This window comes from Burkholderia sp. KJ006 (assembly GCF_000262695.1).
In the GTDB taxonomy this organism is placed as follows: domain Bacteria; phylum Pseudomonadota; class Gammaproteobacteria; order Burkholderiales; family Burkholderiaceae; genus Burkholderia; species Burkholderia vietnamiensis.
In genome coordinates this window covers 1887902-1912192 of the sequence record NC_017920.1, presented here as the reverse complement: position 1 = coordinate 1912192, position 24291 = coordinate 1887902, and the positions used below count along the sequence as shown (strand labels likewise).

General features: G+C 67.6%; 24 protein-coding genes. 16 read left to right on the top strand and 8 right to left on the bottom strand.

The genetic code is table 11. The annotated features are described in order from the left end of the window. The 14 genes from MYA_RS08610 (at window position 1) to MYA_RS08540 (ending at window position 13941) form a co-directional block, all read left to right on the top strand. Window positions 1–816, top strand: coding sequence for a DUF2182 domain-containing protein (locus tag MYA_RS08610; RefSeq protein ID WP_014723202.1), 816 nt, complete (start codon window positions 1–3; stop codon window positions 814–816). A gap of 294 nt (window positions 817–1110) precedes the next feature. After that, entirely contained in the window at window positions 1111–2571 is a 1461-nt protein-coding gene (gene guaB / locus MYA_RS08600) for an IMP dehydrogenase (protein WP_011885118.1), read from the top strand. 6 nt (window positions 2572–2577) lie between these two features. Next, complete coding sequence (locus MYA_RS08595) at window positions 2578–3186, top strand: hypothetical protein (protein ID WP_014723200.1); 609 nt, start codon at window positions 2578–2580, stop codon at window positions 3184–3186. Window positions 3187–3293: 107 nt separating this feature from the next. After that, window positions 3294–4913: a glutamine-hydrolyzing GMP synthase gene (gene guaA, locus MYA_RS08590; RefSeq protein WP_011885116.1), complete on the top strand. Its 1620-nt coding sequence runs from the start codon at window positions 3294–3296 to the stop codon at window positions 4911–4913. A 300-nt stretch (window positions 4914–5213) separates the two neighbouring features. Beyond that, window positions 5214–5615, top strand: a complete 402-nt coding sequence (locus MYA_RS08585; RefSeq protein ID WP_011885115.1) for a DnaJ family domain-containing protein — start codon at window positions 5214–5216, stop codon at window positions 5613–5615. Next, window positions 5612–6205, top strand: a complete 594-nt coding sequence (gene tadA / locus MYA_RS08580) for a tRNA adenosine(34) deaminase TadA (protein ID WP_011885114.1) — start codon at window positions 5612–5614, stop codon at window positions 6203–6205. Before MYA_RS08585 ends, tadA begins: the two co-directional genes overlap by 4 nt. Before the next feature lie 102 nt (window positions 6206–6307). Beyond that, window positions 6308–7246: a muramoyltetrapeptide carboxypeptidase gene (gene ldcA, locus MYA_RS08575; RefSeq protein ID WP_011885113.1), complete on the top strand. Its 939-nt coding sequence runs from the start codon at window positions 6308–6310 to the stop codon at window positions 7244–7246. A 308-nt stretch (window positions 7247–7554) separates the two neighbouring features. Continuing rightward, a complete protein-coding gene (locus MYA_RS08570) occupies window positions 7555–8259 on the top strand; it encodes a GntR family transcriptional regulator (RefSeq protein WP_011885112.1) in 705 nt (234 codons plus the stop codon). A gap of 149 nt (window positions 8260–8408) precedes the next feature. Then, entirely contained in the window at window positions 8409–9893 is a 1485-nt protein-coding gene (locus MYA_RS08565) for an NCS1 family nucleobase:cation symporter-1 (protein ID WP_014723198.1), read from the top strand. A gap of 10 nt (window positions 9894–9903) precedes the next feature. After that, the gene (locus MYA_RS08560) at window positions 9904–10737 is read left to right on the top strand and encodes an aspartate/glutamate racemase family protein (protein ID WP_014723197.1); all 834 of its coding nucleotides are present in this window, start codon (window positions 9904–9906) and stop codon (window positions 10735–10737) included. A gap of 150 nt (window positions 10738–10887) precedes the next feature. Next, window positions 10888–11841 carry an allantoinase PuuE gene (gene puuE / locus MYA_RS08555; protein WP_014723196.1) on the top strand — a complete coding sequence of 318 codons (954 nt, stop codon included), beginning with the start codon at window positions 10888–10890 and terminating at the stop codon, window positions 11839–11841. Continuing rightward, window positions 11838–12359, top strand: a complete 522-nt coding sequence (gene uraD, locus MYA_RS08550) for a 2-oxo-4-hydroxy-4-carboxy-5-ureidoimidazoline decarboxylase (RefSeq protein ID WP_011885108.1) — start codon at window positions 11838–11840, stop codon at window positions 12357–12359. Before puuE ends, uraD begins: the two co-directional genes overlap by 4 nt. 59 nt (window positions 12360–12418) lie before the next feature. Then, complete coding sequence (gene alc / locus MYA_RS08545; RefSeq protein WP_041493846.1) at window positions 12419–13432, top strand: allantoicase; 1014 nt, start codon at window positions 12419–12421, stop codon at window positions 13430–13432. Beyond that, complete coding sequence (locus MYA_RS08540) at window positions 13429–13941, top strand: ureidoglycolate lyase (RefSeq protein WP_011885106.1); 513 nt, start codon at window positions 13429–13431, stop codon at window positions 13939–13941. Before alc ends, MYA_RS08540 begins: the two co-directional genes overlap by 4 nt. An 851-nt stretch (window positions 13942–14792) precedes the next feature. On the opposite strand, the gene MYA_RS08535 is transcribed toward MYA_RS08540, so the two are convergent. Both MYA_RS08535 and uraH read right to left on the bottom strand, forming a co-directional pair. Further along, window positions 14793–15986, bottom strand: coding sequence for a urate hydroxylase PuuD (locus MYA_RS08535; RefSeq protein WP_011885105.1), 1194 nt, complete (start codon window positions 15984–15986; stop codon window positions 14793–14795). 53 nt (window positions 15987–16039) lie between these two features. Next, complete coding sequence (gene uraH / locus MYA_RS08530) at window positions 16040–16393, bottom strand: hydroxyisourate hydrolase (RefSeq protein WP_011885104.1); 354 nt, start codon at window positions 16391–16393, stop codon at window positions 16040–16042. Window positions 16394–16873: 480 nt separating this feature from the next. Between uraH and MYA_RS08525 the strand changes: the two genes are divergently transcribed. Beyond that, on the top strand, window positions 16874–18286 hold the full coding sequence (locus tag MYA_RS08525) for an 8-oxoguanine deaminase (RefSeq protein WP_041493966.1): 1413 nt from the start codon (window positions 16874–16876) through the stop codon (window positions 18284–18286). Between the two features lie 62 nt (window positions 18287–18348). On the opposite strand, the gene MYA_RS08520 is transcribed toward MYA_RS08525, so the two are convergent. Continuing rightward, window positions 18349–19278, bottom strand: a complete 930-nt coding sequence (locus MYA_RS08520) for a LysR substrate-binding domain-containing protein (RefSeq protein ID WP_011885102.1) — start codon at window positions 19276–19278, stop codon at window positions 18349–18351. A 215-nt stretch (window positions 19279–19493) separates the two neighbouring features. After that, window positions 19494–19703, bottom strand: a complete 210-nt coding sequence (locus MYA_RS08515; RefSeq protein ID WP_006755984.1) for a dodecin — start codon at window positions 19701–19703, stop codon at window positions 19494–19496. Between the two features lie 121 nt (window positions 19704–19824). Between MYA_RS08515 and MYA_RS08510 the strand changes: the two genes are divergently transcribed. Continuing rightward, window positions 19825–20718 carry an NAD(P)-dependent oxidoreductase gene (locus MYA_RS08510; protein ID WP_014723191.1) on the top strand — a complete coding sequence of 298 codons (894 nt, stop codon included), beginning with the start codon at window positions 19825–19827 and terminating at the stop codon, window positions 20716–20718. A gap of 74 nt (window positions 20719–20792) precedes the next feature. Here the strand turns inward: MYA_RS08510 and MYA_RS08505 are convergent, their stop codons facing one another. The 4 genes from MYA_RS08505 to MYA_RS08490 all read right to left on the bottom strand — a co-directional run bounded on the left by MYA_RS08505 (window position 20793) and on the right by MYA_RS08490 (window position 24175). Continuing rightward, window positions 20793–21239 (bottom strand): hypothetical protein, encoded by a 447-nt coding sequence (locus MYA_RS08505; RefSeq protein ID WP_014723190.1) that lies wholly within the window; start codon window positions 21237–21239, stop codon window positions 20793–20795. Between the two features lie 342 nt (window positions 21240–21581). Continuing rightward, window positions 21582–22013, bottom strand: coding sequence for a large conductance mechanosensitive channel protein MscL (mscL, locus tag MYA_RS08500; RefSeq protein WP_011885098.1), 432 nt, complete (start codon window positions 22011–22013; stop codon window positions 21582–21584). Between the two features lie 224 nt (window positions 22014–22237). Beyond that, complete coding sequence (locus tag MYA_RS08495; protein ID WP_041493965.1) at window positions 22238–23419, bottom strand: tetratricopeptide repeat protein; 1182 nt, start codon at window positions 23417–23419, stop codon at window positions 22238–22240. Between the two features lie 75 nt (window positions 23420–23494). Beyond that, the gene (locus MYA_RS08490; protein ID WP_011885096.1) at window positions 23495–24175 is read right to left on the bottom strand and encodes a PspA/IM30 family protein; all 681 of its coding nucleotides are present in this window, start codon (window positions 24173–24175) and stop codon (window positions 23495–23497) included. Window positions 24176–24291: the final 116 nt, after the last annotated feature.

The window sequence follows — 24291 nt, the reverse complement described above, 5'->3', positions numbered from 1 at the left end:
ATGCGTCGCGCGACTCGATCGGGCCGGCACTCCGTTGCCCCGCGCAGCGCGGACCGCGCGTTCTGCGCGGCGCTCGCGGCCGCATTCGCCGCGGCGCTGTGGGCGACGCTGGCGCTGCATGCGTCGATGGACGCGATGGGCGGCACGCCGATGGCCGGCGGCTGGACGCTGTCGGCCGCGTGGGGCGGATCGTGCGGATGGCGGCCGGGCAGGGCGTTCGGCGAGTTCGTCGGCATGTGGGCGACGATGATGCTGCCGGTGCTGGCGCCCGAGCTGTGGCGGTATCGCCGCCGGATGGGCGCGTCGGGCGATGCGCGCGCGGGATGGCGCGTCGTGGTGGCGGGTGCCGGGTATCTCGGCGTATGGCTCGTGCTTGGCGCGATGGTGTTTCCCGTGGGTGCCGGGCTGGCGGCCGCGGCCGCGCGGCTGCCCGCGCTCGCCGCCGCGATGCCGGTGGAGGCCGGTGCGGTCGTGCTCGGTGCCGGCGCGCTGCAGTTTTCCGGGTGGAAGCGCCGCCGGCTTGCCTGCTGCCGGCACACGGCCGCAGCGGACGACGACGGCCCGCGAGCCGGCGTGGGCGCCGCATGGCTGTATGGCCTGCGGGCCGGCGTGCGCTGTGCCGCGTGCTGCGGCAATCTGACGGGCGCGGCCGTCGCGGCCGGCATGATGGATCTGCGCGTGATGACGATCGTGACGGCCGCGATCGCCGCCGAACGGCTCGCGCCTGGCGGCGCGTGCGTGGCGCGCGTCGTCGGCGGCGTGGCGCTCGGCGCGGGTGCGGTGATGGTCGTGCGTGCGGTGGCTGCGCTGGCGTAGCCGCGCGTCGGGCGCTGGGTGCCGCCGCCGCACATCGAAGCCGACTGGCGGCCCGCTGCAAGCAGTGCGGCGCCGCCGCGCCACTTCGTCGCGCGCGGGCCGATTCCGGCCGCTTCGCCCTGCCTGCGCGAATGCTGCGAGCGCCGGGTGAAACGAAAGGCGATCGAAAACGAACCGAACGGCGATCCGAACGATTCGGCCCCCGAACGCTCCCGAACGGCTAACCCGTTGTTCGTGTTGTGAAAATCCGCGGCGCTTCGCGTATAATTCGCTTTTGCGCCCATAGGATTTGCCATGCGTCTGATCCAAAAAGCACTCACTTTCGATGACGTGCTCCTCGTTCCCGCCTTCTCCGACGTTCTCCCGCGCGACACCAGCCTGAAAACCAAGCTGACCCGCAACATCTCCCTGAACATGCCGCTCGTGTCCGCCGCGATGGACACGGTCACCGAAGGTCGCCTCGCGATCGCGATGGCGCAGCAGGGTGGCGTGGGGATCGTCCACAAGAACCTGACGCCGGCCGAGCAGGCCCGCGAGGTCGCGAAGGTCAAGCGTTTCGAATCGGGTGTCGTCCGCGACCCGATCACCGTTCCGCCGCAGATGAAGGTGCGCGACGTGATCGCGTTGTCGCGCCAGCATGGCATCTCGGGTTTCCCGGTCGTCGAAGGCCCGCAGCTCGTGGGCATCGTCACGAACCGTGACCTGCGTTTCGAATCGCGCCTGGACGAGCCGGTCAAGTCGATCATGACGCCGCGCGAGCGTCTCGTCACGGTCAAGGAAGGCACGCCGCTCGCCGAAGCGAAGGCGCTGATGCACAGCCACCGCCTCGAGCGCGTGCTGGTCGTCAACGACGCGTTCGAACTGCGCGGCCTGATGACCGTCAAGGACATCACGAAGCAGACCGAGCATCCGGACGCGTGCAAGGACGAGCACGGCAAGCTGCGCGCAGGCGCGGCGGTCGGCGTCGGCCCCGACAACGAAGAGCGCGTCGAGCTGCTGGTGCAGGCGGGCGTAGACGTGATCGTCGTCGATACCGCGCACGGTCACAGCAAGGGCGTGCTCGAGCGCGTGCGCTGGGTCAAGCAGAACTTCCCGCACGTCGAGGTGATCGGCGGCAACATCGCGACCGCGGCTGCCGCGAAGGCACTCGTCGAATACGGTGCGGACGCCGTCAAGGTCGGTATCGGCCCAGGCTCGATCTGCACGACGCGGATCGTCGCGGGTGTCGGCGTGCCGCAGATCAGCGCGATCGCGAACGTCGCCGAGGCGCTGAAGGGCACCGGCGTGCCGTGCATCGCCGACGGCGGCGTGCGGTTCTCGGGCGACGTGTCGAAGGCCCTCGCGGCCGGCGCGAATGCGGTGATGATGGGCAGCATGTTCGCCGGCACCGAAGAGTCGCCGGGCGACGTGTTCCTGTACCAGGGCCGCCAGTACAAGTCGTACCGCGGCATGGGTTCGGTCGGCGCGATGAAGGACGGCGCGGCGGACCGCTACTTCCAGGACAACTCGGCGAACATCGACAAGCTCGTGCCGGAAGGCATCGAAGGCCGCGTCGCGTACAAGGGCTCGGTCAACGCGATCCTGTTCCAGCTGGTCGGCGGCGTGCGCGCGAGCATGGGCTACTGCGGCTGCCGCACGATCGACGAGCTGCACGAGAAGGCCGAATTCGTCCAGATCACCGCGGCGGGCATGCGCGAGTCGCACGTGCACGACGTGCAGATCACGAAGGAAGCGCCGAACTATCACGTGGATTGAGCGCTGATGAAACCGCTGCTGCGAGCCGTGCTGATCGTCGACGCCGTGCTGCTGCTCGCGTTCGGCACGTTGTTCGTGCTGACGCCGTGGCAGGCGCTGTTCAATGCGCTGCAGCTCGCGAACGTCCAGCCGGCGATGCTCGGCCAGGCGTTCGGCATCGCGCTGCTCGGGCTCGCGTGGCTCGCGTTTCATGCGGCGGTCAACGGTGAACTCACGGCGCCCGTCGCGCGGGCGGTCGGCCATGTGAACTGGCTGATCGGCGTGCTTGCGGTCGTGTGGTCGCTCGGCACCAGCAACGGCCCGGCGATCGCGGCGGCCGGCCGCGTGCTGTCGGTCGCGGCCGGCGTCGCGCTGATCGTGCTCGGCCTCGGCGGCGTGCGGCTCGCCGCGGCCGTGCGGCGGCGCGACAAGGCGCTGGCGCTCGAGGCCCGCGGCGCGCAGCGTCCGGCCGAGCCGGCACCGGTCGTCGTACCGCAGCCGCGGGTCGAGCCGAGCGTCGCGCGTCCGGCAGCACCGGCAGCGCCTGTCGCACCGGCAGCAGCAGCCGATGCCGCGGCAGCGGCCCGTTCGTCCGGCAGCGTCGCGTTCGACGCCCGCCCGCCGGCCGAGGATTGACCGGCGATGCGTCGCGCGAGCCGCCGCCCGCCCGACGCCTCCGTCCATGCTATTGACGCAGCGCTTCGTGCGCTGCTTTTCTTATCATCTTCATCCCGTCCGCAGCCATGCACGACAAAATCCTGATTCTCGACTTCGGTTCGCAAGTCACCCAACTGATCGCGCGCCGCGTGCGCGAAGCGCACGTCTACTGCGAGATCCATCCGAACGACGTGTCCGACGCGTTCGTTCGCGAGTTCGCGCCGAAGGCGGTGATCCTGTCGGGCAGCCACGCCAGCACCTACGAAGACCACCAGCTGCGCGCGCCGCAGGCCGTGTGGGACCTCGGCGTGCCGGTGCTCGGCATCTGCTACGGCATGCAGACGATGGCCGTGCAGCTCGGCGGCAAGGTCGAGTGGAGCGACCATCGCGAATTCGGCTATGCGGAAATGCGCGCGCATGGTCATACGCGCCTGCTCGACGGCATCGACGATTTCAAGACGGCCGAAGGCCACGGGATGCTGAAGGTCTGGATGAGCCACGGCGACAAGGTGGCCGAGCTGCCGCCGGGCTTCACGCTGATGGCGTCGACGCCGAGCTGCCCGATCGCCGGCATGGCCGACGAGGCGCGCGGCTACTACGCGGTGCAGTTCCATCCGGAAGTCACGCACACGGTGAAGGGCCGCCAGATCATCGAGCGCTTCGTGCTGCAGATCGCCGGCGCGAAGCCCGACTGGATCATGAAGAACCACATCGAGGAAGCGGTCGCGAAGATCCGCGAGCAGGTCGGTGACGAGGAAGTGATTCTCGGCCTGTCGGGCGGCGTCGATTCGAGCGTCGCGGCGGCGCTGATCCATCGCGCGATCGGCGACCAGCTGACCTGCGTGTTCGTCGATCACGGCTTGCTGCGCCTGAACGAAGGCAAGATGGTGCTCGACATGTTCGAGGGCCGCCTGCACGCGAAGGTCGTGCACGTCGACGCATCGGAACAGTTCCTCGGCCATCTGGCCGGTGTGACCGATCCGGAGCAGAAGCGCAAGATCATCGGTCGCGAGTTCGTCGAGGTGTTCCAGGCTGAGGCGCAGAAGCTGTCGAAGGCGAAGTGGCTTGCGCAGGGCACGATCTATCCGGACGTGGTCGAATCGGGCGGCACGAAGACGAAGAAGGCGACGACGATCAAGAGCCATCACAACGTCGGCGGGCTGCCGGAAACGCTCGGCCTGAAGCTGCTCGAGCCGCTGCGCGACCTGTTCAAGGACGAAGTGCGCGAGCTGGGCGTCGCGCTCGGCCTGCCGCCGGAGATGGTGTACCGCCATCCGTTCCCGGGCCCGGGCCTCGGCGTGCGGATTCTCGGCGAAGTGAAGCGCGAATATGCGGAGCTGCTGCGTCGCGCGGATGCGATCTTCATCGAGGAGCTGCGCGGCACGACCGCCACCGCGCAGGACGCGGCAGCCGGCCTGTGCGGCGAAGCCGACGTCGGCAAGAGCTGGTACGACCTGACGAGCCAGGCGTTCGCGGTGTTCCTGCCGGTGAAGTCGGTCGGCGTGATGGGCGACGGCCGCACGTACGACTACGTGACGTCGTTGCGCGCGGTGCAGACGACCGACTTCATGACCGCACACTGGGCGCATCTGCCGTACGCGCTGCTCGGCCGTGCGTCGAACCGGATCATCAACGAGGTGCGCGGGATCAACCGGGTGGTGTACGACATCTCGGGGAAGCCGCCGGCGACGATTGAGTGGGAGTGATGCGGCGCCGGGGTGCGCCCCGGTAGCGGATCGCGGCATCGGAGGATGCGAGCGCCCGGCAGGGAAGCCTGCCGGGCTTTTTTTCGTGCCGGGCGCCGCGTACCACGACATACCCACTCCGAACCAGCCAAACCCCCGCCCAGCCCGCCGCGGCGCAGCACAGCCCCAAGTCGCCCCGATCTTCACACATGCGCGCCGATTCGGCCCCTAAAAAGACAATATCGAGCAGGTCTTCGAAGAGCCTGTCATACGCACGTCACCCTGCTAGAATTCGGCTGCCGCATTTGTTCCGATTGACTAATGAGATTGCTTGACGCACTGGTCGAACAACGCATCGCCGCCGCCGCCGCGCGGGGCGAGTTTGACGATTTGCCCGGTACCGGCGCGCCGCAGGCGCTGGATGACGACCTCCTCGTCCCCGAGGAGGTCCGGGTGGCCAACCGTATCCTGAAGAACGCCGGCTTCGTGCCGCCGGCCGTCGAGCAATTGCGCGCGCTGCGCAACCTGCAGGACGAACTGCAGGCGGTCGGCGATCGTGCCGCACGTTGCCGGCTTCAGGCGAAGATCCTCGCGCTCGACATGGCGCTGGAATCGCTGCGCGGCGGTCCGATGGTGATGCCGCGCGACTATTGCCGCCGCATCGCCGAGCGTCTGTGCGAACGCGGGCTCGACGAAGCGCCCGCCGAAGCGGGGCCGATGTGAGCGCAGACGCGCTGCACGACGCGGCCCCCGAATCCGTCGGCGCTGCCGATTCCCCTGTATCCGAGCCCACGATCGAGCCCGCGCCCGCGTCTGCGCGCGACCTGCATTTCATGCGGCTCGCGCAGGCCGCGGCCGAAGAGGCGCGCGCCGCGGGCGAAGTGCCGGTCGGCGCGGTGCTGGTGCGCGGCGACGAAGTGATCGCACGCGGCTTCAACCATCCGATCGGCGGGCACGACCCGTCAGCCCACGCGGAAATGGCCGCGCTGCGGATGGCCGCGCAGCATCTGCAGAATTACCGGATGCCCGGCTGCGAGTTGTACGTGACGCTCGAGCCTTGCCTGATGTGCGCGGGCGCGATCATGCACGCGCGCATCGCACGCGTGGTCTACGGCGCGGCCGACCCGAAGACGGGCGCCTGCGGCAGCGTGATCGACGCATTCGCGAATCCCCAGCTGAACCACCACACCGAAGTGACCGGCGGCGTGCTCGCCGACGAATGCGGCGCCGCGCTGAAGTCGTTCTTCGCGGAGCGCCGCCGCGCGGTGCGCGAAGCGCGGCTCGCCCGCGACGCCGAATCGGGCGCGGCATGACCGCCGCGCGCGCTGCGCCGGCCGCGGCCTCCGCGCGTGATCGCTGAACCGTCAACGATCCAGGCCCTCTAAGCAGTGTTTGACGACCCGACTCCTCCCGCCATGTCCTTCCAGCCCGCCGCGTCCTATACCATTCGCCTGCTTGCGCCGTCCGGTTATCCGCACGATCCCGACGCGATCAATCGCGCGCTCGAGCGTTTGAGCAGCGCCCAGCAGCGCATCGAAAACATCGAGGCGACGCAGCGCCGCTTTCAGCGCTTCGGCGGCACCGACGGCGAACGCGCCGGCGACCTGAACCGCCTCGCCGATCCGCAGCGGGCGCTGCCCGACATCGCGCTCGCGGTGCGCGGCGGCTACGGCGCCGCGCGCATCCTCCACGGGCTCGACTATCGCGGGCTCGAGCGCCGCCTGCGCGATCAGCCTATCGCGCTGGTCGGCCATAGCGACTTCACCGCGATCCAGCTCGCGCTGTACGCGAAGGCGCGCATCAAGACCTTCGGCGGCCCGATGCTGTCGGCGGATTTCGGCGCCGAAACGCCGAGCGACTTCACGATGCAGCACTTCTGGCAGACGCTGTCGCAGCCGAGCACGACGATCGTCGCCGACGTGCCGCAGGTGCAGGCCGTGACCGCGGCGGGCACGCTGTGGGGCGGCAATCTCGCGATCCTGTCGTCGCTGGTCGGCACGCCGTACATGCCGGACATCGAAGGCGGCATCCTATTCATCGAGGACGTCAACGAGCAGCCGTTCCGGATCGAACGGATGATCTATCAGCTGCATCTGTCCGGGCTGCTCGCGCGCCAGCAGGCGCTCGTGATCGGGCAGTTCACGGGCGCGCGGCCGTTCGAATACGACAACGGCTACGACATGGAGGCCATGATCGAGCAGGTGCGCTCGGTGATCGGCATCCCGGTCGTCACGGGCTTGCAGTTCGGCCACGTGCCCGATCTGTTGACGCTGCCGTTCGGCGCACACGCCGAACTCGTCGCGAACGCGCACGGCTTCCGGCTCACGCTGTCCGACTATCCGCATCTCGGCTGACGGCCGATCGCTAACCTCGAAAGGCGGGTCTCCCGCCTTTTTCTTTAAGTAGACGCGCAACTAACCGTCGCTAATTTTCGACGACACGAAGCACATTCGCGCCGTTGCATGCACCAGTTTTGTCGACAAAATTCCCGGCAGGGTAAACGCCGTAAGCTGCCATGGATGGTCGTTGCGGCCTTGCCGTGCGCGGGTTTCGTGCGCCGCGCACTGCTCTGGCACACCCAGATGCACGCCGATTGTGCGAATTCAGGGAAAAGAATTGTTGACAATCTTTATGTCCGTCCTAGGATGAGGACCATCACACGATGCAGAACATGAACGAGCCCGATATCCCTGCGTCCGGCGCCGCCGGCCCCGAAGCGATCGCCGAGCGGATTCGCACCGCGATCCTCGAGCATCGGCTCGCGCCCGGCGCGAAGCTGACGGAGGCGCAGCTGTGCGACGTGTTCGGCGTGAAGCGCGGGACGATCCGCCAGGCGCTGTCGCAGCTCGCGGCCGACAAGCTCGTCGATCTCGAGCCGAACCGCGGCGCCTTCGTTGCGAGCCCGACGCTGCAGGACGTGCACGAGGTGTTCGAGATGCGCCGCATCATCGAGCTGGCCGTCGTCGAGCGGCTCGCGACGGGGCCGGGCGCGAAACGGTTGAAGGGCGTCGCCGCGCTGATCGACAAGGAGCGTCGCGCGTTCGAGCGTCACGATTTCGCCGCGTGGATCCGCCTGTCGGGCGAATTCCATACGGCGCTCGCCGCGCTCACGGGCAACGCGACGCTGTGCGAATGCCTCGACGGGCTCGTCGCGCGCTCGACGCTGATGTCGGCGCTGTACGAGTCGCACGGTCGCAGCCCGTGCTCGTGCGACGACCACGACGGGATCCTGGCCGCGCTGGAAGCGGGCGATTCGAAGCGGGCGGTGACGCTGATGGCGCACCACCTGCAGCATGTCGAACTGAAGATGCTGGACCGGCCCGCGCAAGGGCAGGTCGATTTGCGCGAAGTGTTCGGCGGCGCCTGAGCGGCGACGCGAACCGGCCCGCGCGCCACACGACGAGAGCAATGCAGGCCGGCGGTCAGCGCCGCCGGCCGCCAGTCCGACTCCGGGCGACGACCCGGAGCGATATCGATGACGGTGGAGCGGCCGCACGGCCGCGTCAAGGAGAAGTCATGGCTCAGTTCAGTGTGGCGCACGACAGCGCATATCCGGCGGAACAAGGCGGCGAGGGCGGCGATCCGGCCTTGCCGGACGGTTACAGCGAGCGTTTGTACAACGAAGATTTGGCACCACTGAAGAACCAGACGTGGGGCGCGTACAACATCTTCGCGTTCTGGATGTCCGACGTGCACAGCGTCGGCGGCTACGTGTTTGCCGGCAGCCTGTTCGCACTCGGGCTGACGAGCTGGCAGGTGCTGATCGCGCTGATCGTCGGCATCACGATCGTGAACCGGCTGTGCAACCTGATCGCGCGACCGAGCCAGCAGATCGGCGTGCCGTATCCGGTCGCGTGCCGCGCGACGTTCGGCGTGCTGGGCGCCAACGTGCCGGCCGTGATCCGCGGGCTGATCGCGATCGCGTGGTACGGCATCCAGACCTATCTCGCGTCGAGCGCGCTGGTGATCGTCGTGCTGAAGTTCTTCCCGCAATGGATGCCGTACGCGGACGTCCATCGCTACGGCTTCCTCGGGCTGTCGGCCGTCGGCTGGGCCGGCTTCATGCTGCTGTGGGTGCTGCAGGCGTTCGTGTTCTGGAACGGGATGGAGACGATCAAGAAGTTCATCGACTTCGCGGGGCCGGCCGTCTACGTCGTGATGTTCATCCTCGCCGGCTACATGGTGTGGCGTGCGGGCTGGCGCAACATCGGCATCAATCTCGGCGGCGTCAAGTATCACGGCGCGCAGGTGATTCCGGTGATGATCACGGCCGTGTCGCTCGTCGTGTCGTATTTCTCCGGGCCGATGCTCAATTTCGGCGACTTCTCGCGTTACTGCCGCTCGTTCGGCGACGTCAAGCGCGGCAACTTCTGGGGGCTGCCGGTCAACTTCCTCGCGTTCTCGCTCGTCACGGTAGTCACCACGGCCGCGACGCTGCCGGTGTTCGGAGAGCTGATCACCGACCCGGTCGCGACGGTCGGCCGCATCGATCATCCGACCGCGGTGATCCTCGGCGCGCTGACGTTTACGATCGCGACGATCGGTATCAACATCGTCGCGAACTTCGTGTCGCCCGCGTTCGATTTCTCGAACGTCGCGCCGCGGCTGATCAGCTGGCGCGCAGGCGGGATGCTCGCGGCCGTCGCGTCGATCTTCATCACGCCGTGGAACCTGTTCAACAACCCGGCCGTGATCCATTACACGCTCGATGTGCTCGGCGCGTTCATCGGCCCGCTGTACGGCGTGCTGATCGCCGACTTCTACCTCGTCAAGCGCGGCCGGCTGGTGCGCGACGATCTGTACACGATGTCGGAGCGCGGCGCGTACTGGTACACCGGCGGCGTGAACCGTCGCGCGCTCGCCGCGCTGCTGCCGGCCGCGGTGATTGCGGTCGTGTGCGTGATGGTGCCGGGCTGGGAGGCTGCCGCGAATTTCTCGTGGTTCATCGGCGCGGGGCTCGGCTTCGCGTTCTACCGGTTGCTCGTGAGCACGAACGCGTGAGGAGCGCGAGATGAAGATCAAGCTGATCAACCCGAACACGACGCAGCGCATGACCGACGCGATGGGCCGTTGCGCGCGCGAGATCGCGGCCGCCGGTACGGAGATCGTCGCGGTGAGCCCGCCGATGGGGCCGCCGTCGATCGAAGGCTATTACGACGAGGCGCTGGCGACGCCGGGGCTGCTCGCCGAGATCGCGCAAGGCGAACGCGACGGCTGCGACGCGTACGTGATCGCGTGCTTCGGCGATCCGGGGCTGTACGCGGCGCGCGAGCTGGCGCGCGGGCCGGTGATCGGGATCGCTGAAGCTGCGATGCACGCGGCGAGCGTGCTCGCGCCGGGCTTCTCGGTCGTCACGACGCTCGCGCGCACCTGCGGGATGGCCTGGCATCTCGCCGAGCGCTATGGGATGAAGCGCTTCTGCCGCAACGTGCGCGCGACCGACGTCGCGGTGCTCGAGCTCGACCGGCCCGGTTCGGCGGCGCGGCGCATCATCGTCGACGAATGCCGGCGGGCGCTCGACGAGGACGGCGCCGATGCGATCGTGCTCGGCTGCGCCGGGATGGCCGAGTTCGCGCACGAGATCGAGCAGCAGATCGGCGCGCCGGTGATCGAGGGCGTCACGGCGGCCGTGAAGTGGGCCGAGGCGCTGGTGTCGCTGCGCCTCGCGACCGCGAAGCGCGGCGATTATGCGCGGCCGCTGCCGAAGCGCTACGACGGCGAATTCGCGCGCTTCAGCCCGCCGGACGACGCGTCGGCGGCTGCGCCGGCGAGCACGGGCGCGCGCAGCGGCAGCGCTACGTCGCCCGACGCCGGTTTGCCGCAACCGCACATACACGCGGTCTGACCTGCACTATCTGCGCCGCTGTATGGGCGCGTCCCGACCTTTTCGCTACACTGGGCCGTCGTCGCATCGGCCCGCGCGGCCGGCCTTCGGGCCCCGTGCGGGCCGATGCGAACCCACCATTTCAGCGAGCTTCAGCGGCACTCCGAACCCATGTCACTCGATCCCAACTATCCTCGCGACCTGATCGGCTACGGCCGCCATCCCGTGCAGGCGAACTGGCCCGGGCGCGCGCGCGTCGCGGTGCAATTCGTCCTCAACTACGAGGAGGGCGGCGAGAACTGCGTGCTGCACGGCGATCTGGGCTCCGAGCAGTTCCTGTCGGAAATCGTCGGCGCGGCCGCGTATCCCGACCGTCACATGAGCATGGAGTCGATCTACGAGTACGGGGCGCGCGCCGGCGTGTGGCGCATCCTGCGCGAGTTCGAGAAGCGCGGGCTGCCGCTGACGGTATTCGGCGTCGGCATGGCGATCGAGCGCCATCCGGAGCTCGCGCGCGCCTTCGTCGAGCTCGGCCACGAGATCGCATGCCACGGCTGGCGCTGGATTCACTACCAGAGCATGACGCCCGAGCTGGAGGCCGAGCACATGCGTCTCGGCATGGAGGCGATCGAGCGCGTGACCGGCGAGCGCCCGCTCGGCTGGTACACCGGCCGCGACAGCCCGAACACGCACCGCCTCGTGGCCGAATACGGCGGCTTCCTGTACGACTCCGACAACTATGGCGACGACCTGCCGTTCTGGATGGACGTCGCAGTGTCGGGCGGCCGCACGACGCCGCAATTGATCGTCCCGTACACGCTCGACACGAACGACATGCGCTTCGCGACGCCGCAGGGCTTCAACACCGGCGAGCACTTCTTCGATTACCTGCGCGACGCGTTCGACGTGCTGTACGCGGAAGGCGACGAAGCGCCGAAGATGCTGTCGATCGGCATGCACTGCCGGCTGCTCGGGCGGCCGGGGCGTTTCCGCGGGCTGCAGCGTTTCCTCGATCACATCGAGAAGCACGAACGCGTATGGGTGACGCGGCGTGTCGATATCGCGCGCCATTGGCGTGAACATCATCCGTATCAGCCCAATCATCGAGACGAAGGGAAAGCATGAAGGCGATGCGTTACACGTTGGAGCAACTGAACACGATGACGCCGAGCGCATTCGTCGCCGCGCTGTCGGGCATTTTCGAGCATTCGCCGTGGGTGGCCGAGCATGCGGCGGCGAAGCGGCCGTTCGCGAGCATCGACGCGCTGCACGAGACGATGTCGAACGCGGTGGAAACGGCCGGCGACGCACGCCAGCTCGCGCTGATCAACGCCCACCCGGAACTGGCCGGCAAGGCAGCCGTGCGCGGCGAGCTCACTGCCGAGTCGACGCGCGAGCAGAGCGGCGCGGGCCTCGATCAATGCACGCAGGAAGAGTTCGACAAGCTGCTGACGCTGAACCGCACCTATCGCGAGAAATTCGGCTTCCCGTTCATTCTGGCCGTGCGCGGCTATGACCGGCACGGCATCATCGCGAACTTCGAGTCGCGCGTGAATCATTCGCGCAGCGAGGAGCTGCGCGCGAGCCTCGACCAGATCTACCGGATCGCGCGCTTCCGGCTCGACGACCTGATCGACGCGTGACGTCGCGCCGTAGCGGCCGCTTCGCATCACCGCTTCGCCTCACCGAACAAGGACACATCATGGCTGTTCCGCTTCTCGATCCCGCCGCGCCCGATTTCACCCGGCGCTACGTGAACCTCGCCGACCCGCGCCTCGGCGCGCAGGCGCTCGAAGCCAGCGACGACTTCTTCGCGCCGAAGGAGCGGATGCTGAACCCGGAGCCGGCGGTCTTCATTCCGGCCAAGTACGACGACCACGGCAAGTGGATGGACGGCTGGGAGACGCGCCGCAAGCGCACGACCGGTTATGACTGGTGCATCGTCAAGCTCGCGCGTCCCGGCGTGATCAAGGGCGTCGACATCGATACCAGCCATTTCACCGGCAACTTCCCGCCGGCCGCGTCGATCGACGCCGCGTACGTCGCCGACGGCGCGCCGACGCAGGCGACCGAGTGGATCGAGATCGTGCCGTCGACGACGCTGCAGGGCAACAGTCACCATTACGTCGAAGCGCGCGACGCGCGCGCGTTCACGCATCTGCGCGTGAACATCTATCCGGACGGCGGCGTGGCGCGGCTGCGCGTGTACGGCCAGCCGCAGCTCGACTGGGCCGGCGCGAGCGAGACCGAGCAGTTCGACCTCGCGGCGATGGAAAACGGCGGCTACGTCGTGGCCGCGAACAACCAGCACTTCGGGCTCGCGTCGAACCTGCTGCTGCCGGGCCGCGGCGTGAACATGGGCGACGGCTGGGAAACGCGTCGCCGTCGCGAACCGGGCAACGACTGGGCGATCGTCGCGCTCGCGCAGCCGGGCGTGATCCGCAGGATCGAGGTCGATACGGCGTTCTTCAAGGGCAACTACCCGGACCGCTGCTCGATCCAGGCCGCCTACATGTCGGGCGGCACCGACAGCTCGCTGATCACGCAGTCGATGTTCTGGCCGGTGCTGCTCGGCGAGCAGAAGCTGCAGATGGACAAGCAGCACTTCTTCGAACCGGAAATCGCCGCACTCGGGCCGGTCACGCACGTGCGCCTGAACATCATCCCGGACGGCGGCGTATCGCGTCTGCGCCTGTGGGGGACGCTCGACAAATGAAGACGCTTGCAATCGAACCGCTGACCAGGCAAGCGTTCGCCCCGTTCGGCGACGTGATCGAAACCGACGGCGCGAAGCAGATTCCGATCAATCTCGGCACGACGGTGCGCTTTCACGATCTCGCGAACGTCGACGTGACCGACGCGGGCGGCCGCACGCTGGTCAACCTGTTTCGCGGCCAGCCGCGTGAGCTGCCGTTCGAGGTCAGGATGCTCGAGCGGCATCCGCTCGGCAGCCAGGCGTTCGTGCCGCTGAACGAGCGGCCGTATCTGGTCGTCGTCGCGCCGGCGGGCGAGCTCGATCCGTCGAAGGTTCGTGCGTTCGTGACGAGCGGCTGGCAGGGCGTCAACTACGCGAAGGGCGTGTGGCATCACCCGCTGATCGCGCTGGGCGAGGTCAGCGACTTCATCGTCGTCGATCGCGGCGGCGACGGCCTGAACCTGAACGAGCAGGACCTGCCGGAATCGCTGTGGCTCACCGAAGATGCGCTCGAGGCGGTGATGGTCTGAGCGCCGTTGCCGTAGCAGCGATCGTCGAACCAGCCCGCGCGACATGCGCGGGTTTTTTTATGTCGGTGCGCTTGGGGATCGCGGTGTGGGTGGTGGTCGGCATTCGCGCGCAACACTGCGAGGCAGTGCGGCGCACGGCCACGAACCGACACGCAGGGCAGTACGTGTAGCTCGATCGCGCCGATGCGCATGCGATCGTCGCGACGCGTTGGCGCGTGAAGTACGGTTGCCGGCCCGGTGCCGATGCGTCGATCTGAAAGCGAACGTGCAGCCTTGCTGAGCATGAAGTGGACGGGGCGTCGTCGTTCGAAGCGATCGTCGCGTTTCGTCGAAGCCGACGCGATGACCGTCGCGGCTGGCTGGTGTTCGTGTCGCCGTCCGGCGATTCGCACAGCGCCGTTTCGGCGTCCCGTCGCAGATCTTCGGGCTGCAATCGTGATGGGCGTGCAACTGGAACGAGCGTTCCGGGTCCATTCATGATGCCGACCAGGAAGCCCGCCGCGAGACGGCGGCCGTGCGACGCAACCGGCCCGTGTTTTTCCGCGCCGCATGAATCGCGCTGAGCGCGCATTCCGATCGCGCCGCGTTCGGCCTGAAGGTCGCATTCTCTACACATTGTTCACAGCAGGGCGCAACTGTACCGTGACGACGGTCACGCATCACGATCACATCTTCCTGCCGTTCGACGACCTCCCATGAATCTACTGCTCGTGCTGCAGCGTGAAGCGATGTGCGGCTGGCGCGACGGCCGTACCTTCGCGCCTTCGCACGTGCCAAAAAAAACGGGCCCGTCTCCGGGCCCGCATCCACCAACGTATCGCGCCGGCGATCACACGCCGGCTCACAGCGCCTCACTTCACCGCGCCGCCCTCGAACCAAGCAGCGAGCTTCACGCGCTCGTCGTCGGTCATGTGCGTGACGTTGCCGATCGGCATCGCCTTCAGGCGCACGGCTTGTTCGTAAATGCGCTGCGCGTTCTTCGACACTTCGTCCGGCGTGTCGAACATCACGCCGGCCGGCGCGCTGCCCATCAGCGTCGGCTTGGCCGAGTGGCATTCGATGCAGCGCTGCTGCAGGATCGGCATGATGTCGTTGACGGCGAGCTTCGGCGCGTTCGCGGCCTCGGCCTGCGGCGCGACCGGCTTCGGCATCGTCCACACGAGCGCGCCCGACAGCAGCGCGACGCCGCCGATCGGCAGGTACCACAGCTGCTTGCCGCGGTGACGCATCACGAAGAACTGACGAATCAGCGCGCCGGCCAGCATGATCAGCACGAGCACGACCCAGTTGAAGCGGTTCGTGTACGTCATCGCATAGTGGTTCGACAGCATCGCGAACACGACAGGCAGCGTGAAGTAAGTGTTGTGCACCGAGCGCTGCTTGCCGCGCTTGCCGTAGATCGGGTTCGGCTCTTCGCCCTTGAGCATCTTGTCGACCATCTTGCGCTGGCCGGGGATGATCACGAAGAACACGTTCGCCGACATGATCGTCGCGAGCATCGCGCCGACGATCAGATACGCGGCGCGGCCCGCGAAGATGTGACACGCGAGGTACGCGGCGATCACGACGTAGATGCCGACGCAGATGCCGAGCACGCGATCGTTGGTGCCGAGGATGCGGCACAGCGAGTCGTAGACGATCCAGCCGGCCGCGAGAAAGCCGAGCGCGGATGCGACCGCGACCACCGGCCCCATGTCGAGCACGCTCTTGTCGATCAGGTAGGTGTTCGGCGCGAGCAGGTAGAGCACGAAGAACAGCGAGAAGCCCGACAGCCACGTCGTGTACGACGGCCACTTCGACCAGTGCAGGTCGTCGGGCATTTCCGGCGGCGCGACCGTGTACTTCTGCATGTTGTAGAAGCCGCCGCCGTGCACGTGCCACAGCTCGCCGAACACGCCGCGCTTGCGCTGGTTCGCGTCGGTCGGCGGCTTGAGGCTGTTGTCGAGCGCGACGAAATAGAACGATTCGCCGATCCACGCGATCGCGACGATGACGTGCAGCCATCGCAGCGCGAGGTTCAGCCAGTCGGTGATGAAGCCTTCCATGAAACTCCTCCAGACTCAGATCGTTGTCTTCGATGCAGGCGCCGATGCGTATGTCAGCTGCCGCGATAGGTGCTGTACGACCACGGCGACACGAGCAGCGGCACGTGGTAGTGCGATGCGGCGTCGGCGATGCCGAAGCGCAGCACGACGCGGTCGACGAAGCGCGGTTCGGGCACCTTCACGCCGAGCGACGCGAAGTAGTCGCCGGCATGGAACACGAGCTCGTATTCGCCGGCGGCGAGCGCCGCGCCTTCGAGCAGTGGCTCGTCGCAGCGGCCGTCGCTATTGGTCAGCACGGTCTTGAGCGCGCGGCGCGTTTCGCCGTCGAGCGCGTAGAGGTCCACCTTGACGGCAGCGCCGGGGCGACCGTGTGCCGTATCGAGTACGTGGGTAGTGAGCTTTCCCATTCGTTGTGTCCTTATGTGAATGCGAGGTTCGGCGGCGACTCGATCCATTGACTGTGCGGCGGATCGAGGCTCCACGTCACGTGGCTACATACCCGTCGGCGAAATTGATGCGAGCGCCGTGCAGGCATTGTAAGAAGGTTCCCGCGCAAATACGGACGCGATATCAAAGATAATGCGCCGCGCATGAACGGCTGTCGACGGCCGTCCATGCGCGGCCGGGGCGCGTGTGCGCTGCGTCCGATCGCGCTGCGCCGCGTACCATATCGAAACCGTGAAGCGCAGTATTCGGTTTCGCGCATTGTGCGCGGCGCGCGCTTGCGCGATGCTGCCGCGCGTACCCCGAAGACGGCATGCATGCCGGGTAACCGGGCCAGCGCGTTCGAACGGACGCAGGCACCGGTGCGTGCCGCGCAGCAGCGTTCGAACGGCCTTCAGCGTCTGCGGGAGCGGCTCCCGCAGACGGAACGACGCGGAGAACGCATGAACCTCGAGCAGCACGCCGGCGCACGCGCGCCACAGCCATCCTCATCCCGCCCGACGACCCTGCTGGTCAAGCACGCCGACGTGCTCGTGACCATGGACGACACGCGCCGCGAGCTGCGTGACGCCGGGCTTTACATCGAGGGCAACCGGATCGTCGCCGTCGGGCCGAGCGCCGAGTTGCCCGACACCGCCGACGAAGTGCTCGACCTGCGCGGCCATCTGGTGATCCCGGGGCTCGTGAACACGCATCACCACATGTACCAGGGCCTCACGCGCGCGGTGCCGGCCGCGCAGAACGCCGAGCTGTTCGGCTGGCTCACGAGCCTGTACCGGATCTGGGCGCATCTGACGCCGGAGATGATCGAGGTGTCGACGCTCACCGCGATGGCCGAGCTGCTGCAGTCGGGCTGCACGACGTCGAGCGATCATCTGTACATCTATCCGAACGGCAGCCGGCTCGACGACAGCATCGGCGCCGCGCAACGCATCGGCATGCGCTTTCACGCGAGCCGCGGCGCGATGAGCGTCGGTCAGCGCGACGGCGGGCTGCCGCCCGATTCGGTCGTCGAGCGCGAGCCGGACATCCTGCGCGACACGCAGCGGCTGATCGACGCCTATCACGACGAAGGACGTTACGCGATGTTGCGCGTGGTCGTCGCGCCGTGCTCGCCGTTCTCGGTGAGCCGCGGCCTGATGCGCGACGCGGCGGTGCTCGCGCGCGAGCGCGGCGTGTCATTGCACACGCATCTGGCGGAGAACGTCAACGACATCGCGTACAGCCGCGAAAAATTCGGCATGACGCCCGCCGAATATGCGGAAGATCTCGGTTGGGTCGGTCACGACGTCTGGCATGCGCACTGCGTGCAGCTCGACGATGCGGGCATCGGCCTGTTCGCGCGCACCGGCACCGGCGTCGCGCACTGCCCGTGCTCGAACATGCGCCTCGCATCGGGCATCGCGCCGATCGGGAAGATGCGGGCGGCGGGCGTGCCGGTCGGGCTCGGCGTCGACGGGTCGGCGTCGAACGACGGCGCGCAGATGGTCGCGGAAGTGCGGCAGGCGCTGCTGCTGCAGCGGGTCGGCTTCGGGCCCGACGCGATGACCGCGCGCGACGCGCTCGAGATCGCGACGCTCGGCGGCGCGAAGGTGCTCAATCGTGACGATATCGGCGCGTTGAAGCCCGGCATGGCCGCCGACTTCGCCGCGTTCGACCTGCGCCAGCCGCTCTTTGCCGGTGCGTTGCACGACCCGGTCGCGGCGCTCGTGTTCTGCGCGCCGTCGCAGGCGGCCTATACGGTGGTGAACGGCAAGGTGGTGGTGCGGGAAGGGCGGCTCGCGACGCTCGATCTGCCGCCGGTCATCGAGCGCCACAACGCGCTTGCGCAGGCGCTCGTGGAAGCGTCGCGCTGACGCGGCGCGCGCGAACATGCGCGGCCGGCGTTGCGCCTTCCTGCCGCGCCCGGCCGCTACGCTTACGCCTCGATCAACGTGCGCGTCGCTTCGGCAACCAGGCTGCGCAGCCAGCGCACTTCGTCCGAGTAATGGCAGCGTTCGTGCCACAGCTGGTAGTACTGCATCGGCGGAAAGTCGAGCGGGGCCGGCACGACCGACAGCGGCAGGAACTTCGCGTAATGGTCGGCGAACAGGCGCGTCGTCGTGAAGATCAGATCGGACTTCACGAGCACATACGGCGCGAGGTTGAAGTACGGCAGCGTGACGACCACGTGACGCTTGAGCCGTTCGCGCGCGAGATGCACGTCGATCGCGCCGCGCTGGCCGACCGAATACGGCGTCGGCGCGAGGTGCGGCGCGTTCAGGTACTGATCGAGCGTAAGCCCGCCGCGCTTCGCGAACGGATGCGTGTTGCTCATCAGGCAAACGATTTCGTCGACGAACAGGTTGGACAAATGCAGCTGCTCGGGCGGCTCGGGCCAGTTGCCGACGACGATGTCGAGCTTGCCGTCTTCGAGTGCGAGTTCGTAGTCGAACGCGGGGCCGAGCGAGTGGAATTCGAGCGTCGCATTCGGCGCGGCCTGACGGAAGCGTTCGACCACCGTCGGCACGAACAGCACGTTCAGATAGTCGGGACAGCCGATCCGGTAGCAGCGGATCGACGTGGCCGGGTCGAAGCTGTGCTGCTGAAACTTGATGCGCTCGATCTCGCGCAGCGCGTTCTGCACCGGCTCGAGCAGGCGCAGCCCGTATTCGGTCGGCACCATGCCGGACTTGCCGCGCACGAGCAGCGGGTCGCCGGTGATGTCGCGCAGGCGGCGCAGCGCGGCGCTGATCGCCGGTTGCGACTGGTTCAGTTTGACGGCCGCGCGCGTGACGCTGCGCTCCATCAACAAGGTGTGCAAGACGCGCAAGAGGTACGTGTCGATCGCCTCGCGTTGCTGACTCATGGTATCTCCGTTTATATGTCCAGGCTGATCGAGGGGGAGGTGGGGTATATCGTTTTTAATATGGAAGAAAATCAGCGTCAAGCGATGGATACCCGCGGCCGCGAGCCGGACGGGCCTCGCGCGAAGGGCGGTACACGGGCGCGAAGACCCACGCGGACGCGCGTTGCACGCATCCGCGGGTTCCGCGCGCCGGGCTTCCGGGCGCGTTCGGCGCGTCAGTCGTCGATGCGCATGCCGACTTTCAGCGTGACCTGCCAGTGGATCACCTGATCGCCTTCGATGTGTCCGCGCGTTTCGGTGACCTGAAACCAGTGCAGGTTGTGCAGCGTCTTGCCGGCTTTCGAGATCGCGTTGCGGATCGCGTCGTCGCACGATTGCCGCGACGATCCGGTCAGTTCGATCAGCTTGTACACGTGGTCGCTCATGATGGGCTCCGTGAAATGTCGGTATGTGCGGGGCCCGACGCGCGGCCGCGCGCACCAGGCCTGTTTGAGTGATAGGTATGATGGGCGGCAACTGCAACCTTGATTGGAGGCGACGAATATCGTGGAAATCGGATTTTGCGGACCGGGACTGATGGGCGCGCCGATGATTCGGCATTTGCTGGCGGCGGGGCACCGCGTCGGCGTATGGAATCGCACGCGCGCGAAGGCGGAGGCGCTCGAGCAGGACGGCGCGCGGGTGGTCGACACGCCGCGTGAACTGGCCGAGCAGGTCGATACGGTGTTCGTGTGCGTGCTCGACGGCCGCGCGGTCGGCGACGTCGTGTTCGGCGCGCACGGGCTGCTCGCCGGCGACGCGAACGCGCGCCGCGTGCAACGCATCGTCGATCACTCGAGCATCGCGCCTGCCGCGACGCGCGATTACGCGGCGCGTGCGGCGGCGCTCGGCGTCGGCTGGGTCGACGCGCCGGTATCGGGCGGCGTGCCGGGCGCGCAGGCCGGCACGCTCGCGGTGATGGCCGGCGGCAACGCTGTGGACCTCGAGGCGGTGCGGCCGCTGATCGACCGCTACGCGTCGCGCATCACGCATATGGGCGACGCGGGCGCGGGACAGACGGCGAAGCTGTGCAACCAGGCGATCGTCACCGCGACGGTCACCGCGATTGCCGAAGCCGTGGGCCTCGCGCAGGCGAGCGGCATCGACGCCGCGCGTCTGGCCGACGCGCTGGCGGGCGGCTGGGCGGATTCGGTACTGCTGCAGACCTTCGTGCCGCGGATGACGTCAGCCGGTCATCCGTCGATCGGCGCGCTGAGCACGTTTCAGAAGGATGTCGATGCAATCGCGGACGCGGCCCGCGACACGGGCGCGGTGATGCCCGTAGCGGCGACGGTGCAGCAGGTGTTGCGGCTGGGCGCCGCGCAGGGCCTTGCCGGCGCGGATTTCGCCGCGTTCATCGACATCCTGCGGCCCGGCAACGGACGCGGCGCCGCGACATGAGCGCGGCACGGCCGAAACGGTACGCGTGAATGGCAGATGGGCCGCCCTCGGGCGGCCCATCTTGCTGTGTCGGTTCAGCCGAGCGAGCGCGGCGTCGTGTCGCCGGCGTTCTGGCGTCCGAGCCCGCCGCGCAGGCTCGCCTTCGTGCCCGCACCAAACTCGGGCAGGATGCGCGTGCGGGCGCGGCTCGCGAACACGAGGAAGCCGAAGCCGTTTGCCTCGTACCAATAGCCGCCGTTCTCGAGACCGTCGAGCGGCTGTTCGAGTGCGTTGGCGATCGATTCGATGCAGCGCTTGCGGAGCTCGGCAATGGCCGGATAGGGCGGGTGTGCGCCGCGCACGCTGCACAGGAGCACGTCGAGGCCGGGCAGCACGTGGGCATAGAGGACGGGCTCGTCCTGCGCACGGGCGCGGGCAATCTTGGTGTCGAGTTGCGCGAACGGCTTCGAATGGCGCAATACCGCGAGGAACGACTCGTGGCCATCCTGTTGCGCGCGTCGACGTTTTTTCGGGAAGGACATAAACACTCGCCTCAAAAACAATTGCAAGAAATGCGGCACTTTCATGCGACCCACTCCCGGCTATGTACGCCGCATGTCGATCCTTTATAGCACACGAAAATGCTGCATTCGTGAGGTACGACGATCAATGTCTCCCGTCGACCCGCTTGCCACGATGATCGACACAGCCAGCGTCTTGGCGCTCGTACTGTCGTTTAGTCTCCATCATAGACCTGCTTTTCGCGCGCGTGCATTCGCGCGTCACAAAAAAGTGCGAGGCGTGCCGCGCCGATGAAAAAGGCCCGCACGTGGCGGGCCTGGCAGATACGGCATGACGCGGCGTGAGCCGGCGTGGTGCGGCGCTCAGCGCTGCTTCAGCGAATCGCGGATCTCGCGCAGCAGCAGCACGTCTTCGGGCGTCGCGGCCGGAGCGGCTTCGGCGGGCTTGCGCAGCTTGTTGATGAATTTCACCATCAGGAAAATGATGAACGCAAGGATCACGAAATTGATCGCCACGGTGATGAACGAGCCGTAGCCGAATGCGGCGACGCCTGCGGCCTGCAGGTCCTTGAACGAATCGGGATTACCCTTGAACGACGGCGGGATGGTGCCGAGCAGAATGAATTTGTTCGAGAAATCCAGACCGCCGGTCAGCACGCCGATCACCGGCATGATGAGGTCCTTCACGACCGAGTCGACGATCTTCGAGAACGCGCCGCCGATGATCACGCCGACGGCGAGATCCATCACGTTGCCTTTGACGGCGAACTCCTTGAATTCCTTGATTATGCTCATGAGCGGCTTTCTCCTGGTTGGGGCGGGGACAGGCGTGCCGCGACGCGCAGGGCTGCGAAGCGTCTGATCGGTGGGGTATCGGAGGCACGCCGATGGCCGCATGATAGCGAACGTGCCCCATTGTCGGTAGCCCATCTTGAGATGATTAACAAATCGATGGGCGCGCGCACTTCGATGCGGGAAGGCGCGCAGGCGGGCGTCGTGCGAGGTGTCGACGGGAACGCTCAGCTGTTGTCGTCGGTCCAGCCGTCGTCGTTGCCGCCGAGATCGACACCGCCGCCGTTGCCGTCGCTCCAGTCGGTGTTGTCGCCGCGGCCGAGGTCGAAGCCCGCATCGTTGTTGTCGGGGCGGCGGCGCTGATCGTCGACGATCACGTCGCGCTCGACCACGCGCTCGCGTCCGCCGGACATCGCTTCGCCGAGCAGCACGCCGGTCAGCAGCCCGCCCATGCCGCCGCCGAAACCGCCGCCTTGCTGCACCACGACGGGCGGCTGCTGGGGCGGGTACGGTTGCTGCGGGTATGGTTGTTGCTGATACGGCTGGCCCTGCATGCCGGTCACGCGATCGGCTTCCTGCGCATACACGGAGCCGCTGCCGTTCGCGGGCGCGGCCGGCGGCGCGCTCGGATCGGGACGGCCTTCGACGCGAGCCTTCACGCTCGCATGCCGCTGTTCGAGTTCGTCGATCCGATAGGGCGGCACCGGGCTCTTGCCGCTCGACAGCGCTTCGACCAGTGCGCGCGCATCGGTTTCGATGCCTTCGAGCTCGCCGGTGAGCGCGGCGGCGCCGGGCGCCGTCGACAGCTTGGCGTCGAGTTTCAGCGGACGGATGTCGTTCAGCACGTCGGTGGCGCGCTTCAGCTGCGTGCGCCGTTCGTCGTCGGCGCGGCTGTCGCCCGCGGAGCGCGCGCGGCGCAGCGTCCAGCGCAGCACCAGCGCAATGATCGCGACGAGCAGGCCCAGCACGATCCACATGCCGGCGGACGGTCCGTGTTTCGCGGGCGGCGCCACCGGCGCGACTGGCGCGACCGAGGGCTGCAACGAGCCGGCTTGCGGCGCGGCAGGCGTGGTGGCGCGCGTACGTCCGGCATCCGCACGGATGCGCGCTTCGGTTTGCGCGAAGCGCGACGCGTCGGTGAAGCGCAGTTGCGGATCGAGCGTCCTGGCCTGCTGCAGCTGGGCGAGCGCGTCGGACGCGCGGCCTTCGCGGTCGAGCACCTGCGCGTACAGATAGCGCGCGTGCGCGTTGTTCGGATGGGCGTCGATGACTTGCGACAACTGCGTGTCGGCGCGTTGCCAGTCGCGCTGGGCGATCGACTGCTCGACCTGTTGCAGCGACGGGACCGCAAACGCGGCGGACGACAGCAGCATCAGCGAGAGGCCGAGTGCGGCGAGGGATTTCTTCATGATCGAACCGGGCATGCTTGCCCGCCTCCTGGATCGGTGCGCGCCGCGGACGCTCGGCCCGCGGCGCGCGTGCCGTTACTGCGCGGGCGTGTCGAGCTGTTTCTTCAGCGCCGCGAGGCGGTCTTCGACCGACGGGCCCTTGTTCAATGCGGCGAGCTTGTCGTCGAGCGCCTTGCCGCTCGACGTGTCGGCCGAGTTCAGGCGTGCGTCCGAACGCGCATTCTGCAGCGCGACCTTGTCCTCGAGCTTCTGGAAGTCTTCCGACAGGTTCTTGCCGCCGATGCCGCCCAGGGCGCTCGCCGCGACATCCTTCGCCTGCGCGATTTCCTGCTTTGCCTGCAGGATGTTCGAGCGGGCGTTCAGATCGTTGCGGCGCGCCCGCATGTCGGCGATCTGCCCCTTCAGCTTGTCGACCGACGGTTCGAGCGTGGTCAGCTCGGCCGCGAGCGCGTCGCGCTCGGCTTCCGCGTTCGCCTGCGCGGCGAGCGCCTCGCGCGCGAGCGCTTCGTCGCCGGCCTGCAGCGCGCGCTTCGCGCCGTCCTCGTACTTCTTCACCTTGTCGTCGGCCGCATCGCGCTTGCTGCGCTGGGTCGCGACCTGTGCCTCGATTTCGATCAGCGAATTCTCGGCACGGCCGATGCTGTCGTCGAGCTCCCGCACGATCTGCCGTGCGTCGCGCGACGGATCCTGTACCGAATCGGCCGCGTCGTTCAGCAGGCCCTTGATCGTGCGCGAGACAGAGTCGAAAAGCGACATGAAATCCTCCGTGGTTTGAAAGGTGCCGCGTGAGCGGCAACGCCCGTCGCGAATCGGTTCCGACCCGCGTGAGCCGGCGGATATTACACCGCCGCCCGCTTAAATACGGCTTAATT

What these genes read in the sequence shown, in the direction of transcription:
- MYA_RS08560 (WP_014723197.1), top strand. Translation starts at nt 9,904, where the DNA reads ATGAAGATCAAGCTGATCAACCCGAACACGACGCAGCGCATGACCGAC.
- MYA_RS08565 (WP_014723198.1), top strand. Translation starts at nt 8,409, where the DNA reads ATGGCTCAGTTCAGTGTGGCGCACGACAGCGCATATCCGGCGGAACAA.
- guaB (WP_011885118.1), top strand. Translation starts at nt 1,111, where the DNA reads ATGCGTCTGATCCAAAAAGCACTCACTTTCGATGACGTGCTCCTCGTT.
- alc (WP_041493846.1), top strand. Translation starts at nt 12,419, where the DNA reads ATGGCTGTTCCGCTTCTCGATCCCGCCGCGCCCGATTTCACCCGGCGC.
- MYA_RS08595 (WP_014723200.1), top strand. Translation starts at nt 2,578, where the DNA reads ATGAAACCGCTGCTGCGAGCCGTGCTGATCGTCGACGCCGTGCTGCTG.
- guaA (WP_011885116.1), top strand. Translation starts at nt 3,294, where the DNA reads ATGCACGACAAAATCCTGATTCTCGACTTCGGTTCGCAAGTCACCCAA.
- MYA_RS08515 (WP_006755984.1), bottom strand. Translation starts at nt 19,703, where the DNA reads ATGAGCGACCACGTGTACAAGCTGATCGAACTGACCGGATCGTCGCGG.
- uraD (WP_011885108.1), top strand. Translation starts at nt 11,838, where the DNA reads ATGAAGGCGATGCGTTACACGTTGGAGCAACTGAACACGATGACGCCG.
- MYA_RS08505 (WP_014723190.1), bottom strand. Translation starts at nt 21,239, where the DNA reads ATGTCCTTCCCGAAAAAACGTCGACGCGCGCAACAGGATGGCCACGAG.
- MYA_RS08490 (WP_011885096.1), bottom strand. Translation starts at nt 24,175, where the DNA reads ATGTCGCTTTTCGACTCTGTCTCGCGCACGATCAAGGGCCTGCTGAAC.
- uraH (WP_011885104.1), bottom strand. Translation starts at nt 16,393, where the DNA reads ATGGGAAAGCTCACTACCCACGTACTCGATACGGCACACGGTCGCCCC.
- MYA_RS08585 (WP_011885115.1), top strand. Translation starts at nt 5,214, where the DNA reads ATGAGATTGCTTGACGCACTGGTCGAACAACGCATCGCCGCCGCCGCC.
- MYA_RS08570 (WP_011885112.1), top strand. Translation starts at nt 7,555, where the DNA reads ATGCAGAACATGAACGAGCCCGATATCCCTGCGTCCGGCGCCGCCGGC.
- mscL (WP_011885098.1), bottom strand. Translation starts at nt 22,013, where the DNA reads ATGAGCATAATCAAGGAATTCAAGGAGTTCGCCGTCAAAGGCAACGTG.
- MYA_RS08495 (WP_041493965.1), bottom strand. Translation starts at nt 23,419, where the DNA reads ATGAAGAAATCCCTCGCCGCACTCGGCCTCTCGCTGATGCTGCTGTCG.
- ldcA (WP_011885113.1), top strand. Translation starts at nt 6,308, where the DNA reads ATGTCCTTCCAGCCCGCCGCGTCCTATACCATTCGCCTGCTTGCGCCG.
- MYA_RS08540 (WP_011885106.1), top strand. Translation starts at nt 13,429, where the DNA reads ATGAAGACGCTTGCAATCGAACCGCTGACCAGGCAAGCGTTCGCCCCG.
- MYA_RS08535 (WP_011885105.1), bottom strand. Translation starts at nt 15,986, where the DNA reads ATGGAAGGCTTCATCACCGACTGGCTGAACCTCGCGCTGCGATGGCTG.
- MYA_RS08520 (WP_011885102.1), bottom strand. Translation starts at nt 19,278, where the DNA reads ATGAGTCAGCAACGCGAGGCGATCGACACGTACCTCTTGCGCGTCTTG.
- MYA_RS08525 (WP_041493966.1), top strand. Translation starts at nt 16,874, where the DNA reads ATGAACCTCGAGCAGCACGCCGGCGCACGCGCGCCACAGCCATCCTCA.
- MYA_RS08610 (WP_014723202.1), top strand. Translation starts at nt 1, where the DNA reads ATGCGTCGCGCGACTCGATCGGGCCGGCACTCCGTTGCCCCGCGCAGC.
- puuE (WP_014723196.1), top strand. Translation starts at nt 10,888, where the DNA reads ATGTCACTCGATCCCAACTATCCTCGCGACCTGATCGGCTACGGCCGC.